This window comes from Pseudomonas sp. (assembly GCF_033723075.1).
GTDB lineage: Bacteria > Pseudomonadota > Gammaproteobacteria > Pseudomonadales > Pseudomonadaceae > Aquipseudomonas.
The window spans coordinates 83,429-97,979 of the sequence record NZ_JAWVXU010000003.1; the positions used below are offsets into that span (position 1 = coordinate 83,429).

Consider the following 14,551-nt stretch of genomic DNA (forward strand, 5'->3'; position numbering starts at 1 on the left):
CGCGTATGTTGATAAAACAATGCCTTACGGAGGTTGAAAGATGACTCAGCGAGTAGCCCTGGTTCTGGGCTCCGGCGGCGCGCGCGGCTATGCGCATATCGGCGTGATCGAAGAGCTGGAAGCGCGCGGCTATAACATTGCCTGCATCGCCGGCTGCTCCATGGGCGCGGTGATCGGCGGCATCTATGCCGCCGGCAAGCTCAAGGAGTACCGCGACTGGACCCAGAGCCTGGATTACCTGGACGTGCTGCGTCTGCTCGACGTGAGCTTTCGCCTGGGCGCCATTCGCGGCGAGAAGGTGTTCGGCAAGATCCGCGAGATCGTCGGCGAGGTCAATATCGAGGACCTGTCGATCCCCTTTACCGCGGTCGCCACCGACCTCACCAACCAGCAGGAAATCTGGTTCCAGGAAGGCTGCCTGCATCAGGCCATGCGTGCCTCGGCGGCGATTCCCAGCCTGTTCACCCCGGTGATCCAGGGCAAGCGCATGCTGGTCGACGGTGGCCTGATCAATCCGCTACCGATAGTGCCGGTGGTGTCCAGCCACTGCGACCTGATCATCGCGGTCAACCTGAACTCGACCAACCAGCAGCATTACCAGTTACCGGTGATCGAACGGCCGCCGGCACTGAAAAGCCGTTTCGACCTGGTGATGAACTCGCTCGGCTCGCGGCTGCCCTCGTTCCGCCGCAAGCAGGGCGAGGACGACGAGCTGTTGCTGCAGGACGAGGAACCTGCGCAGGAGCCGTTAAACCCCTGGCTGCAACAGGCTGCCACGCCCAAGCCCGCGCGGCCCGATGGACAGAGCGCAGGCGCCACCAAGTCCGCCAGTGGTTCGCGGGTCGCCGACCTGAGCGGGCCGGCCTCCCTGCTGGAGCTGATCAACCAGAGCTTCGAGGTCATGCAGACCTCTCTGGCGCAGTACAAGATCGCTGGCTACCCGCCGGACATCCTGATCAACGTGCCCAGGCGCGCCTGTCGCTTCTTTGAGTTCTACAAGGCCCCGGAGCTGATCATGCTCGGCCGGCAGATCGCCCGCGACACCCTGGAGAAATACGAGCAAGAGAACTAGGACTACTGCCCCGGGCTAATCGCTGCGCAGCGCCGCCACGGGATGCATTCGCGCTGCACGGCGCGCCGGGGCGAGGCCAGCGAGAACCCCGATCACCCCGGCCAGCAGCAGCGCCAACAGCAGGAACAGCGGCTGCAGGCTGAGCGGCAAGCCGGGCAGCCCCAGATGCAAGCCACCCAGCATCAACCCGAGTAACAACAGTCCGAGTACGCCACCGAGCAACGACAGCAGCAGCGCCTCAGTGAGAAACAGGCCGAGCACCTGTCGCGGCGAGGCGCCGATTGCGCGCAACAAACCGATCTCCGCGGTGCGCTCGGCAACTGTGGTGGTCATGATCGTGAGGATCCCCACAGCACCCACCAGCAGCGAAATACCGCCGAGGGCGCCGACGGCGACCGTCAGGCTCGCGAGGATGCGATCGAGACTGCGCAGCATGTCGTCCTGGGTGGTGAGACTGAAGTCCTCGGTACCATGGCGCTCGATCAACAGTTGACGAATGCTCTCGCTGAGCAGCACGGAGTGGGTACCGGCACCGAACACCACGTTGATCTTGGCCAGCCCGGTACGATTGAACAGGCTTTCTGCCCAGTCGACCGGGATATAGGCGATGTCGTCGACGTCGAAGCCAAGCAACTGGCCCTTCCTCTCCATCACCCCGATCACCCGAAAGCGCGTGCCGCCGACGCGCACCAACTCACCCAGCGGGTTGGCTTCGCCGAATAGCTCCAGACGCAACCGGTGACCGAGCACCACATAGGGGGGTGAACGGCCGTCGCGCGCGGCGGGGAGAAATTGCCCGAGCGCCAGTTTGAAGCGCCAGGCCTGAGCCATCTGATAACCGCAGCCGAGCACGCCGGTGTTGCGGCTGCGGGCAGCGAACTGGATATCGCCATTGCCCTGGATGATCGGCACCACCGCCTCGACATGCGGCAGGCGGCGCAAGGCGTCGGCATCGGCGATGGTCAGCGGCCGCACGCTGCTCAGCAGGCCGCCGAGACCGCTGGTGCGGATCATGCCCGGGCGGATCGACACATTGCGCGAGCCGAACTGCGCGAAGTTGTCCTGCACATAGCCGCGCAGACCTTCGCCGATGGAGGTGAGCAACGCCACGGCGGCAATGCCGATGGCGACCCCCAGCAGCGTCAGCAGGCTGCGCAATGGTCGGCTGAGCAGCGCCGAACAGGCCAGGGCAAGACCATCTCGCAGTTGCATCAGATGATCCCTCCTGCCGGACGCAGCGCCATCACCGGGGTCATCGCCGCTGCCCGACTGGCTGGTAGCCAGGCGAACAGCAGCGCACAGAACAGCGCTAACGACAGACTGCCGAGGCGAGCCCACCAGGGCGCGTAAAGCGGCACGGGCAACGCTTCGCGAGCGAGCCAGAGCAGTGCCTCGGCACACAGCAATCCGCCCAGGGCACCAGCCAGGACCAGGAGCAGCGCCTCACCGAGGAACAGCAGACGCACCTGCCCCGCCGTGGCGCCGATGGTCTTGAGCAGGCCGATCTCGGCGGTGCGCTGGCTGACCGAAATCCAGGTGACGTTCATGATCAGAATGCCCGCCACCAACAGACTGATGGCGGCGATCCCGGCCACAGCCAGGTTGAGCACGCCGAGGATGTCACCGAAAGCGGCGAGCATGCTGTCCTGGCTGATCAGGGTGACGTCTTCCTTGCCTTCATGACGCGCCTGGAGCGTGGAGAGAATCTGCTGCCTGCTGATCGCCATGAACGCCGGCCCCCGCACCTCGACGAACACGCGCAGCAGCCCCTCGCGATTGAACAGCGCCTGGGCGCTAGCGACCGGAATGATCAGCATATCGGCGACGTCCATGCCGAACGATTCGCCCCGCTCGGCCAGGATGCCGACCACGCGAAAGCGCCGGTCGCCCGCGCGCAGCCATTGGCCGAGGGCCGGGCGCGCACCGAACAGCTCATGGCGCAACCGGGCACCGATCACGCAGACCGCTTCTGCCTGACCCGGGTCGAGTTCCGGTAACGGCTGACCATGGGCGACCTCAAGCTGGCGGATGGCGAAAAAATCGCGGGTACTGCCGAGGACCAGAACCTCGCGACTGCGGTTGTCGACGCTCACCTGCGCCTGCCCCGCCTGCAGCGGCGCGACCCGCCAGACATGGGGCAAGCGGCCGACGGCACGCGCATCCTGCAGGGTCAGATCGCGCGGCGCCATGCCGGTGATCGGCGGCATACCGCCGGTGGTTTCGTTGCGCCCAGGCAGGATGATCAGCGTGTTGCGGCCGAGCAGGGAAAATTCGCTGAGCAGGAAGCTGCGCGCACCCTCGCCGAGCCCGGTGAGGAGGACCACCGCAAGCACGCCGATGGCGACAGCCAGCAGCAGCATCGCACTGCGCGAACCGTGCCCGCGCAAGGCGCCGAGCCAGAGCGCCAGCGTGTCGATGAGGCGCATCAGGCCGGCTCCAGCAGCGCCCCATCGACGATGCGTCCATCGCGCAGCCTGAGCTGACGCCGGGCTCGCGCCGCATGCTCGGCATCGTGGGTCACCAGGATCAGGGTCAGGCCGTCGCCATTGAGTTCCTCCAGCAACGAAATCACCTCGCCCCCGGCACGGCTGTCGAGATTGCCGGTAGGCTCGTCGGCCAGCAACAGCGCCGGCTGCATGACCATCGCCCGGGCGATGGCGACCCGCTGCCGCTGCCCGCCCGACAGCTCGCCAGGCCGATGACTTAGCCGATCGCCAAGCCCCAGGCGCTCCACCAGTTCGCCGCTGCGCCGACGCCGCAGGCCCGGCTCGAGGCCGGCGAGCAGCATCGGCAGTTCGATATTTTCCAGCGCGGTCAGGCGTGGGATCAGGTGGTAGGACTGAAACACGAAACCGATCGTGCGGCTGCGCAACTCGGCGCGACGGACCTCGCTGAGCGCGGCCGTCGGCTCGCCGTCGAGCCAGTATTCGCCGGCATCGGGCGCATCCAGCAGGCCAAGGATATTGAGCAGCGTCGACTTGCCCGATCCGGACGGCCCCATCACGGCCAGGTAGTCACCCGCACGGACCTCCAATTCCAGCCCATCCAACCCCATGACCTGCTGCTCACCAGCACGGAAGCAGCGCGTCAGCCCATGCAGGCGGATCATTGCAGCGGCTCCGCAGTGTTGCTCGAGATCACCGCCACGCCGTCCTTGAGGCCGTCCTGGCTGAGGCTGGCGAGGATGTGCTCGCCCTCCGCCAAGCCGCCCAGCACTTCGGTCCAACGCCAGTTGGCCAGACCGGTATTCAGCGCCACTTCGTTGAGCAACCCGGTTCCGGGGTCGTAACGCAGCACGCGGCGCCCCTCCAGCAACGTCTCGGTCGGGATGCGCAGGCTGCCGGCACTCTGCTCCAGGAGAATTTCCACATCGGCGCTGTAGCCGGTGAGCAGGGCCACATCGACCGGCAACTGGACGAAACGCACCTCGACATTGACGGTGCGCGCCTGTTTTTCCAGCTCGGTTATGAACGGCGCGATACGGCTCACCTGACCGGCGAAATGCCGCCCACGGAAGGCATCCAGACTGATGCGCACCGACATGCCGATGCGCACGCGACCGGCATCCACCTCGTCGATCGGTGCCTCGACATAGAGACAGCTGTCATCGATCAGATCCACCGCTGGTGGCGTGGGAATCCCCGGTGGCGAAGGGGTGACGAACTCGCCCAGCTCACCGTTGATCTGCGCGACTATCCCGGAGAACGGCGCGCGCAGGGTGGCTTGATCGAGCAGCGAGCGCTGCAGTGCCAGATCGGCTTCGGCCTCACGGATCAGCGTGGCGCTGGACGTACACACCAGTTGCGCCAGTTGCGCTTTGGTTTCGGCCTGATCCAGGCGCTCCGCGGAAGCCAACTGACGCTCCGCCAGATGACGCAGGCGCTGATAATCGCGTTGACCCAGACTGGCACTGCGGCAGTGCCGCTCACGGTCATTGCGCTTGGCCTCAAGCCGTGCTTCGGCTGCCTGCACTCGCGCCAGCCGGTCATCCTGCCGCAGCCGCATCAAGACCGCGCCCGCCTGCACTTGCTGGCCTTCGTCGACCAGCAATTCACTGACCTGCCCGCCCAGATTGAAAGACAGGCGCGAGCGCCGGCAGGACTTCAACGTGCCGGCACGGGTATTGGCCACCAGCGTTTCCACCGGCCCGCGCTCGACGGCATAGAGTTGCACCGGCATAGGCTGGGGTAGATTCCACCACCAGGCAAACGTCAACAAACCGACCAAAACAACAAGGAAAACCAATAGGCTGCGCATATGTGCCTCTATTTTGACACCAGCAACTTGAGCCTAGGTCAGCGGGAGGCACTCGACAATGCAAGGAAATGCTATTGGTCGCATGATAAGTGTTCTTGATCACGATGAGGCGTGGTGGCGTACGCTGCGCACATCCCCCGCCAGCCCGCATCCATGCACGGCCGGGCCCTCGATACTGCAGCGTGCCGCCCAGGATCTGTTGCCGTTTCGGCACAGGCGCGACGAAACGGCAACAGGTCCTAGCCCAGCCGATCTTCCGGCGGCTGCTTGAGCGGCGGCTCAGGCGTCGGCGCCTTGTCCGCCACCCAGTCGCTAAGCAGACTGTAGGCCAGGGCAAGCAGGGTCGGACCGAGGAACAGGCCCATGAAGCCGAAGGCCAGGATGCCGCCAAACACCCCGAGCAGCACCACCACCAGCGGCAGGTTGCCGCCGCGGCTGATCAGATAAGGCTTGAGGATGTTGTCCACACCACTGATGACGAACATGCCCCATATCCCGAGGAAGATGGCAAAGCCATAGTCGCCCTGAGTGAACAGCCAGGCAGTCGCCGGAATCCAGACCAGTGGTGGCCCCATGGGAATCAGGCTGAACACGAAAGTGAGAATGCCGAGGATCAGCGCACCCGGTACGCCGGCGATATAGAAGCCGATCAGTGCCAACAGCGCCTGCGCCGCTGCCGTGCCGATCACGCCGTTGACCACCCGCTGCACGGTGCCGGAAACCAGTTCCAGATAGTGCTCGGCGCGTTCGCCGATCAGGCGATCGAGCAGGCTGTGGGCAAACTCTGCCAGACGTGGCCCGTCGCGGTAGAAAAAGAACACCAGCACCAGGCTCAGGGCCAACTCCAGCACGCCACCGCCAATTTGTGCACTACGCGCCAGCAACCAGTTACCGACCTGACCGAGATAAGGCTTGAGGGTGGCGAAGAACGCCGCGCCCTGCTGGTCAATGGTCTGCCAGAACCCCAGCAGACTTCCGCCGACCAGCGGGAGATCACCCAGCCAATCCGGCGCAGGCGGCAGGCCGGCGACCTGGTAACCCTTGAATAGCGCCATGGCATCGCCGATGTGCTCGGCCAGGTTGAACCCCAGCATCACCAGGGGTACCGCCACCAGGCCAATCCAGCCCAGGGTCAGCAGCCCGGCCGCGGCGGTCTGCCGGCCATTGAGCAAACGGGTCAGCCCACGCATCAGAGGCCAGCTGGCAAAGGACAGTACTGCCGCCCAGAACAGCGCCGAACCGAACGGCGCGAGCACCCACAGGCTTGCGCCGAGTAGCCCGAGGAGCAAAATCTGCACCAGCAAGCGGTCGTTATTGAGCATGCTTGCAACTCCGCATCAGTGGCAACTCCGCAATAGTAAGAAACGACGCCGAGCCCTGCACCTCAGGTGCAGGGCCCGGTCAGCAGGCTATTAAGGATGGCTGGCGCACACCTAGCGCGCCTCTACCTGCAAGCTTGGCGGTTAGCGCAGCAGCCTGATGCGCAGACCTTCAACGGTGGCATCGCCCAACTCAAGCCGCGCGGCCCTGACCCGCTGCTCGACCAGCGCCTGGCGCCAGGCTTCGGCCTGGACGCCGGACAGGCTGACCCGCAAGGTGCTGTCGAGGTTGAGGCTACGCGCGAGCAATGTCACCCAGGCTTCGCTGGGCTCGGTCTGCTGCGGCAGGCGCAGCTCGCCGCCGTCGTTCAACTGGCGCAACAAGGTGGCCGGCGTTGGCAGCACGTCGGCCAGTGGCGCATTGGCGGCCAGCAGCTCGACATGCAGATAGGCACGCTTATTCCCCCGGGTGATGCTGTAGAGCGCCAGCAAGCTGTCCTGGCGCGGCTCGGCCAGGCGCATCAGCACATAGGCCTGCTGGTCATCGGAGCCATACAAGATGCGATTGTCGAATACTGCATTGGCCCACAGGCTGCTCGAACCGCAGTCACGCCCCTGACACCAGTAGAGCAGCTCGGCGTCCTGCGCCTGCAACGCTTCGCGGGCAGCGGTGAACACGTCATCGGCGGCATGGGTGCGCGGCAGCTCGTACGTCAGCGAGGTCAGTTGCCCCTGCGCCGCCACTTCGCGTTCGTAACGCAGACGGCCACTGATACGCCGAATCGCACCTTGCGGGTAGATCCGCTCCTGCTCGGCAACTTCGCTGAAAGCGACGATCTGGCTGCCGGGAAAACGCGGCAGCACCTCGAGATCGCGACTGCCGACGACATCCGCGGCCGAGACCACTGCACTTGCCGAAACGCCAGCCAACAGACTGAACCAACGCATATGAGTCCTCATTGGATCAGCATCGTCTGGGCGGTTTTTACCGCCGACTCGTCAAGCACTTCACGGCGCGGCAAAAGAATGCCGCGCTGCACTGCCGGACGGCTCTCGAGTGCATCGATCCAGCGCTGCACGTGCTCCAGACCTTCGATCGAGACGCCCGACCAGTCATGAATGCGCACCCAGGGGTAAGTCGCGATATCGGCGATGCTGTAGTCGCCGGCCAGGTATTCGGCCTCACCCAGGCGACGGTCAAGGACCTCATAGAGGCGCCGGGTTTCGTGCTGGTAACGGTCGATCGGGCCTTGCAGCTTCTGCGGGAAATAGCGGAAGAACACATTGGCCTGGCCCTGCATCGGGCCGATACCGCCCATTTGGAACATCAGCCACTGCAACACCAGCGAACGGCCCTTGAGGTCCTGCGGCAGCAGTTGCCCGGTCAATTCGGCGAGGTAGATCAGGATGGCGCCGGACTCGAACACGGCGAAGTCGTCGTTATCGCGGTCGACGATGGCCGGAATCCGGCCATTGGGGTTGATCTTGAGAAATGCCGGGGTCTTCTGCTCTTTGCGCTCGAAACTCAGCGCATGCAGGCTGTAGGGCAACTGCAACTCCTCGAGCGCGATGGACACCTTGTGGCCATTGGGGGTCGCGGCGGTGTAAAGGTCGATCATGCGATTCTCCATTGCAATCGGCCACACCTTCCCCAGTTGCCTTTGGCAAGTCAAGACGAGCGTAAGAAAGGATTGAAACAGTCTGCTACGAGTTGCGCGCCCGCCTCGTCATCCAGATGCAGATGATGCCCGCCGGGCAGATGGGTCAGGTCGATCGGCAAACCACTCAACAGCTCGGCGAAGCGCGGCTGCGCCACGAGGATGCCCTGCTCGGCCAGCAACAGACTGACCGGGCATTGCAGGGACCGGACGAAGGCCATGGCATGGGCCTGGGTCAGGCGCAGCGGCGATGGCAGGGTCAGGCGGCTGTCGGTGCGCCAGGTGTACCCCCCCGGTACCGGCATCAGCCCGCGCTGGGCCAGCAACTCGGCGGCGTCGCGACTGACTGCGGCGGTTCCGCGCATGCGCGCCTGGACCGCACGCTCGAACTCGGCGTACACCGGCTTGCGCTTGCCGGCCAGGGCCATCTGCGCCTTGAGCGCCTCGGCCAGTTTCTGCGGCGCCGTGTCGGCCTCGCCGGTGTAGGGAATCAAACCGTCGATCAGCGCCAGGCGCTCGACCCGCTCGGGCAGTGCACCGGCCAGCAGGACCGAGACGATGGCGCCCATGGAATGGCCGAGCAGGGAGAAGCGCTGCCAACCGAACTGTTCGGCCACCTGCAGGACATCGTGCACGTAATCCCAGATCGCATAGCTGGCGCCCAGGGGGCGGTGATCGGAATGGCCATGACCGGCAAAATCCAGGGCGACGATGCGCAGCCCCGGCAACTTGGGCGCCAGTCGGGCGAAACTCGCGGCATTGTCCAACCAGCCGTGCAGGGCAATCACCGGCTGGCCATCCGCCGGGCCATACAGATGGGCCGCCAGCTCGATATGCGGCAGGCTCAGGCGTACTTCCTCGAACGGCAGATTCATGCGGACACCTCGACAGGGGGTTGAGCGGACCAGCGCTGGAACAGCGAGCGCAACAGCTCGGCCGTGTCCTGCGGCCGCTCCAGGGGGAACATGTGCCCGCCCGGCAGGGTCAGGTACTCGCCCCTGGCCATCCGTCGAATCAGGCGCGCGTGATGCGGCAGCACCACGCGGCTGTGACGCCCACGGATCATGGCCAGCGGCACTTGCAGCTGCTGCGGGCGTCCCGGCGTGGTGTGCGGCACGCTGCGATAGATACTGATCTCGGTGGCCGGGTCGAAACGCAGGCGCAGGCCCTGTCCATTGCCGTGCAGGCCATGTTGCAGATAGGCATCCAGGCATTCCGGATCGAACCGGCGAAACAGGCTCTTGGCGGCGAAGTAGCTGCGCGCCTCGAGCAAATCGGCAAACTCTTCGCGCCGTCCCAGGGTGCGCCCGGCTGGAGTGATGCGGTCGATAAAGCCGAAGCGCTTGGCCGCGCGGATGACCATGCGGTCGGCCAGGGTCAGCACCGGCGAATCGAGCATCACCACCCCGAGGTACAGCTCAGGTCTGAGCAAGGCCGCGTGGTAATGCAGCACCCCGCCGAGCGAGTGGCCGACGCCCCACACCGGCTCGCCGCGCTGTTCGAGGTGGTGCAGCAGTTCGTCGACCAGGTTGCTCCAGTTGTCATTCACCGGAAAGCGCGGGTCGTGGCCGTGTTGCGGCAGATGCAGCACCGGGTAATCCGGAGCCAGGGCGGCGAACAGCTTGCCGTAGGTGGCCGAGGGAAACCCATTGGCATGGGCGAAGAACACGGGCTGAGTCATGGCGGCAGGCTTAGGCGAAATGATCCGGGGATTGTCCGGCAGCCACGCCGGCACGGCAATGGCGAAACGGCCAATGAATGACGGCACTATGGCCAAACCCAAGGGGAGGCACGCCAGCATGCCCACGCGGGCCTGCTGCTGCCTGACTCAACGCTGCGCCGGGCGGTTTTCGCCCAACGGCACGATGGCCATGGTCAGCGTGAGATGCCGCTGATTTTGCCATCCTCGCCGCTCAGGCGAATGCCCCAGACAGGGGCCGTGCACCCCGGGTGCACGGCGTCCCGTATTCCTGAACAGGCTTGCAGGAGCCAGCAAACCGGCTCCTGCCGCCGTTACTCGGCCGCCTGCAGCTCGGTCACAACATACCGGCTGCCTTGCTGTTCGACCTGGAAGCGCACCTTGTCGCCGGCCTTGATGCCTTCCAGCAGGGCCGCATCGCTCACGCTGAAAACCATGGTCATCGGCGGCATACCGACGCTCTCGAGCGGTCCGTGGCGCAGGGTGATCTTTTGCCCGGCCAGGTCGATCTTGCGCACTTCGCCCTGACTCAGGGGGGCGGCGACCTCAGCACTGGCGTCAGCCGGGGCGGCTGGCTGGGCGGCATATACGGGGAAAGCCAAGACGCTGCCGAGCAAGGTGGCGATAAGCAGGGTTTTCATAGGGTATCTCCTTCGCGTGGTTGGATCCGCGCTGCGCGGGTCGAAGAATCTGTCGGGCTGGCGGACGGCTCTCTCGCCACAATCGGCATGGAATCCGCCTCGGCATCGCCCACTACGCTGATCTCGCCGACCATGCCGGCCTGGTAATGGCCGACGATCAGGCAGGCGAAGTCGAATTCGCCGGCCTGGTTGAAGGTCCAGATGATCTCGCCGTTTTTGCTCGGCGCGACGTGGGCCATATAGGGCTCGTCGTGCTCCATGCCGGGAAACTTGGCCATCAGCGCGGCATGCTTGTCCAGCTCGGGCTTGGTGCCGAGCACGAACTCATGCAGCATCTGGCCGTCGTTGTGATGGACGAAGCGAATGGTCTCGCCGACCTTTACCTGCAGCTTGTCCGGGGTGAAGCGCATCTTGTCGGTCATGCGGATCTCGATGGTGCGGTCGACCTGATCGCGGTCGCCGGCGATGCCCCACTCCTTTTGTTCCTTGACCACTTGCGCAGCGGCGCCATGCGCGTCTGCGGCCATGCCGCCATGGGCCAGCACCGAATTGCCGGTGAACAGGGCGCACAAGCCCAGCACCAGAGCGGTAGATTTTACCTTTCGATTCATCTGTATCCCCTCGATTTAAATGAAAAATTTGAATTTCTTTTAGAAGCGACTGCAGCCGCTCCTGCTAATTGCAACGACTTAATGCCCGGTATGGCCGCTGGGTTTACGCACCTGGACTTCGACCGTCTCGCTGGGCGGCTGTTGCAGCGGCATGGATTGGCCGCCGGCTTCGCCCGAGCGAGTCGGCGTGGCCAACTCGCCGCGCCATTCGTAAGCCACGCTGCCGGCCGGGTGCTTGAACCAGCCCGGATCGCGGTAGTCGCCGGGCGGCTGCTCCTTGCGTACCTTGAGCATGGTGAACATGCCGCCCATCTCCACCGAGCCGAAGGGGCCGTCACCGGTCATCATCGGCGCGGTGTTGTCCGGCAACGGCATCTGCATTTCCGCCATATCGGCCATGCCGCGCTCGCCCATGACCATGTAATCGGGGATCAGCTTGGCGATCTTGCGCGTCATGTCGCGGTGGTCGACACCGACCAGGGTCGGCACGTCGTGGCCCATGGCGTTCATGGTGTGGTGGCTCTTGTGGCAGTGAAAGGCCCAGTCACCCTCCTCGTCGGCGAGGAATTCGACCTGGCGCATCTGCCCCACTGCGATATCGGTGGTCACCTCCGGCCAGCGCGAGCCTGCCGGTGTCGGCCCGCCATCGGTACCGGTGACCTCGAACTCGTGGCCATGCAGGTGGATCGGGTGGTTGGTCATGGTCAGGTTGCCGACGCGGATGCGCACCTTGTCGTTGTGCCGCACCACCAGCGGGTCGACGCCGGGGAAGATACGGCTGTTGAAGGTCCACAGGTTGAAGTCGAGCATGGTCATGATCTTCGGCGTGGCCGCCCCGGGCTCGATGTCGTAGGCGTTGAGCAGGAAGCAGTAATCGCGGTCCACCTCGCTGATCAACGGATGACTGTCCTTGGGGTGGGTGACCCAGAAGCCCATCATGCCCATGGCCATCTGGGTCATCTCGTCGGCATGCGGGTGGTACATGAAGGTGCCGGGACGCCGCGCGACGAATTCGTAGACGAAGGTCTTGCCCATCGGAATGGCCGGCTGGGTCAGCCCCGAGACACCGTCCATGCCGTTGGGCAAACGCTGGCCGTGCCAGTGGATGCTGGTGTGCTCGGGCAGCTTGTTGGTGACGAAGATGCGTACCCGGTCGCCCTCCACCACCTCGATGGTCGGCCCCGGCGACTGGCCGTTGTAGCCCCACAGGTGGGCCTTGTAGCCCGGTGCCAGCTCGCGCACCACCGGTTCGGCGACCAGGTGGAATTCCTTGACGCCGTTGTTCATGCGCCACGGCAGGGTCCAGCCGTTGAGGGTGACCACCGGGTTGTAGGGCCGGCCGTTCTGCGGCTGCAGCGGCGGCATGGTGTCTGCACTGTCCTGCAGCACCGCTTCCGGCAGCCCGGCCAGGGACACCCGGCTGACCGCCGAGGTGGCGACCGCCGCGGTGATCGCGCCGGCGCCGAGGAAAAAATCACGTCGAGAAACCATTTTCAGTAATCCTTGATCAGTGCCCGGCGGGCTCATCGGCGGCGGCGCTCATGGCGGCGCCCGCGCTGGTGGAGAGGTTCGCTGCACCGAGCATGCTCATGTCCAGGTCGGCCTTGGCGATCCAGAAGTCGCGCTGGGCCTGCAGGTAACCGTCGACCGCGAGAATCTGTTTACGCGCATCGGCCAGCAGCTCGAAGGTGCTGATGAACATGCCGTTGTAGCGCAGGATGTTCTCCTCGGCGATGCGCTGCCGCAGCGGCAACACCTCGTCGCGGTAATGGCGGGCGATGTCGTAGCCCGAGCGATAGCCCAGATAGGCCTCGCGCACCTGCGAGCGGGCATTGATCGCGGTCTCGGCCGCACGGTTGAGCATTTGCCGGTATTGCGCTTCGGCCTTGGCCACCCGCGCGCCGCTCCAGTCGAACAATGGCAACTCGACGCTGATCTCATAGCCGCGCTGGGTCGGCTCCTCATTGGACTTGTTGCTGATCGCACCCAACTCGAGCACGTTGATAAAGCGCGTGGTCTTGCTCAGCCCCAGGTTGCGCGCCAGACGCTCGGCATCCAGGCGCATGGCCTGGATATCCAGGCGCTGGGCCATGGCTTGGTGCTCGACATCCGGCAGTTGTTCGACCTGGGCCGGCAACTCGGGCAGGCGCTCGGGCAGGCGGTAGGCGATCTGCTCGCCCCACAGGCCCAGCAGCCGGGTCAACTGCTCGCGGCTCTGCACCCGCGCCTGCTCGGCGCGGATCAGGGCCAAGCCGGTCTCGGCATAGAAGCTCTGCTCCTGGGCCTGTTGCAGCTTGCTGTAGTTGCCCACCGCCGCCAGCCGTCGGGCCAGCTCGGCGCCGATTTCAGCCGAGTCCATCACCTGGCGCATGAAGCCCAGGCTCTCCTCGGCCGCCACCGCGCGGTACCAGGCCTTGCGCGTCTGGCTGGCCAGTTCGAACACCGCCAGGCTGGTCTGCCGCTGCACCTGCTCGAAGCGCTTGGCCTCGATGCCGGAGGTCATCGGCATGGCGATCAGCCGCGCCAGATTGACGTGCAGGCCACGCTCGTACTCCACCTCGCTGCCCTTTTCCAGGCGGCCGAAGGAGAACCCCGGATTGGGGATGCGTCCGGCCTGGACCCGCTCGGCCTCGCTGATACCCAACTGATCGAAGCTCGCCTGCAACCCCCGGTTGTTGAGCAGGGCAACCTGCACCGCAGCGTCCGCCGACAGCGGCTGAGCCAGCAACTCGGTGACCCGCTCGGCCACGAGCGTCCGCTCTTCGGGGGTCTTGCTCCAGCTCAATTGCTTGTCCAGCTGCTGCTCGGCGGCCTGTTCGACCACGGCAAAACCGCCATCCCGGGAAAAACTGGCGCAGCCGGCCAGCAGCAGTAACCCGGCGCACAGCCCCAGCTGACGCACCCGTATAAATCCGTTCATACGCATCCTCAGTGATCGCCATGCTGGCTGGGTGGACTGGGCTCGCTCGGCGCATCCGCAGCAGCCGGCTGTTCCCAGGGCTCCTGCGCATAGGTGCGCCAGCCGCCGATGCGACCGACCAGATCATTGGCCTCGCGCCAGTCCTGCGGCGGTTCCTCGGCCAGCCCCTGATAGGCGCTCAGCGGTGATTGATAGTCCAGGGCCGGCGTGGCGGCCTCGGCATCCAGCGGATCGGCCAACTCGGCCCAGACGCCCGCGGGCACAGCCAGCAAGGCCAGGCAGACAAGCCTCGGCCGAACGGCAAATAGAAAACGCATAATCAGATGTTCTCGCATATGGCGGACCTGTCTGCAGATGACAGGCGAAGACCGCGA

General features: G+C 65.1%; 15 protein-coding genes and 1 pseudogene. 1 reads left to right on the forward strand and 15 read right to left on the reverse strand.

Annotation, left to right across the window (positions count from 1 at the left end; all coding sequences use genetic code 11):
* Positions 1-40 precede the first annotated feature (40 nt).
* Positions 41-1,072 carry a patatin-like phospholipase family protein gene (locus tag R3355_RS04730; protein ID WP_318960270.1) on the forward strand — a complete coding sequence of 344 codons (1,032 nt, stop codon included), beginning with the start codon at positions 41-43 and terminating at the stop codon, positions 1,070-1,072.
* A 15-nt stretch (positions 1,073-1,087) separates the two neighbouring features.
* Here the strand turns inward: R3355_RS04730 and R3355_RS04735 are convergent, their stop codons facing one another.
* The 15 genes and pseudogenes from R3355_RS04735 to R3355_RS04800 all read right to left on the reverse strand — a co-directional run bounded on the left by R3355_RS04735 (position 1,088) and on the right by R3355_RS04800 (position 14,494).
* The gene (locus R3355_RS04735) at positions 1,088-2,284 is read right to left on the reverse strand and encodes an ABC transporter permease (RefSeq protein WP_318960271.1); all 1,197 of its coding nucleotides are present in this window, start codon (positions 2,282-2,284) and stop codon (positions 1,088-1,090) included.
* Positions 2,284-3,498 (reverse strand): ABC transporter permease, encoded by a 1,215-nt coding sequence (locus tag R3355_RS04740; protein ID WP_318960272.1) that lies wholly within the window; start codon positions 3,496-3,498, stop codon positions 2,284-2,286. The genes R3355_RS04735 and R3355_RS04740 overlap by 1 nt, the downstream gene beginning before the upstream one ends.
* Positions 3,498-4,181 (reverse strand): ABC transporter ATP-binding protein, encoded by a 684-nt coding sequence (locus R3355_RS04745; protein ID WP_318960273.1) that lies wholly within the window; start codon positions 4,179-4,181, stop codon positions 3,498-3,500. Before R3355_RS04745 ends, R3355_RS04740 begins: the two co-directional genes overlap by 1 nt.
* On the reverse strand, positions 4,178-5,329 hold the full coding sequence (locus R3355_RS04750) for an efflux RND transporter periplasmic adaptor subunit (RefSeq protein WP_318960274.1): 1,152 nt from the start codon (positions 5,327-5,329) through the stop codon (positions 4,178-4,180). The genes R3355_RS04745 and R3355_RS04750 overlap by 4 nt, the downstream gene beginning before the upstream one ends.
* 239 nt (positions 5,330-5,568) lie before the next feature.
* On the reverse strand, positions 5,569-6,651 hold the full coding sequence (locus R3355_RS04755) for an AI-2E family transporter (protein ID WP_318960275.1): 1,083 nt from the start codon (positions 6,649-6,651) through the stop codon (positions 5,569-5,571).
* A gap of 141 nt (positions 6,652-6,792) precedes the next feature.
* Entirely contained in the window at positions 6,793-7,596 is an 804-nt protein-coding gene (locus tag R3355_RS04760; RefSeq protein ID WP_318960276.1) for a DUF4892 domain-containing protein, read from the reverse strand.
* Positions 7,597-7,604: 8 nt separating this feature from the next.
* Positions 7,605-8,267, reverse strand: coding sequence for a glutathione S-transferase family protein (locus R3355_RS04765; protein WP_318960277.1), 663 nt, complete (start codon positions 8,265-8,267; stop codon positions 7,605-7,607).
* A 50-nt stretch (positions 8,268-8,317) separates the two neighbouring features.
* Positions 8,318-9,181, reverse strand: coding sequence for an alpha/beta fold hydrolase (locus tag R3355_RS04770; RefSeq protein ID WP_318960278.1), 864 nt, complete (start codon positions 9,179-9,181; stop codon positions 8,318-8,320).
* Positions 9,178-9,987, reverse strand: coding sequence for an alpha/beta hydrolase (locus tag R3355_RS04775; protein WP_318960279.1), 810 nt, complete (start codon positions 9,985-9,987; stop codon positions 9,178-9,180). The genes R3355_RS04770 and R3355_RS04775 overlap by 4 nt, the downstream gene beginning before the upstream one ends.
* Before the next feature lie 147 nt (positions 9,988-10,134).
* A pseudogene (locus R3355_RS24295) lies at positions 10,135-10,238 on the reverse strand (esterase); the annotation flags it as partial.
* Positions 10,239-10,319: 81 nt separating this feature from the next.
* The gene (locus R3355_RS04780; protein WP_318960280.1) at positions 10,320-10,646 is read right to left on the reverse strand and encodes a copper-binding protein; all 327 of its coding nucleotides are present in this window, start codon (positions 10,644-10,646) and stop codon (positions 10,320-10,322) included.
* A complete protein-coding gene (locus tag R3355_RS04785) occupies positions 10,643-11,257 on the reverse strand; it encodes a cupredoxin family protein (protein ID WP_318960281.1) in 615 nt (204 codons plus the stop codon). Before R3355_RS04785 ends, R3355_RS04780 begins: the two co-directional genes overlap by 4 nt.
* A gap of 78 nt (positions 11,258-11,335) precedes the next feature.
* Positions 11,336-12,748 carry a copper oxidase gene (locus R3355_RS04790; RefSeq protein ID WP_318960282.1) on the reverse strand — a complete coding sequence of 471 codons (1,413 nt, stop codon included), beginning with the start codon at positions 12,746-12,748 and terminating at the stop codon, positions 11,336-11,338.
* Positions 12,749-12,764: 16 nt separating this feature from the next.
* Positions 12,765-14,177, reverse strand: a complete 1,413-nt coding sequence (locus R3355_RS04795; RefSeq protein WP_318960283.1) for a TolC family protein — start codon at positions 14,175-14,177, stop codon at positions 12,765-12,767.
* Positions 14,178-14,185: 8 nt separating this feature from the next.
* Positions 14,186-14,494 (reverse strand): hypothetical protein, encoded by a 309-nt coding sequence (locus R3355_RS04800; RefSeq protein ID WP_318960284.1) that lies wholly within the window; start codon positions 14,492-14,494, stop codon positions 14,186-14,188.
* Between the last annotated feature and the right edge of the window lie 57 nt (positions 14,495-14,551).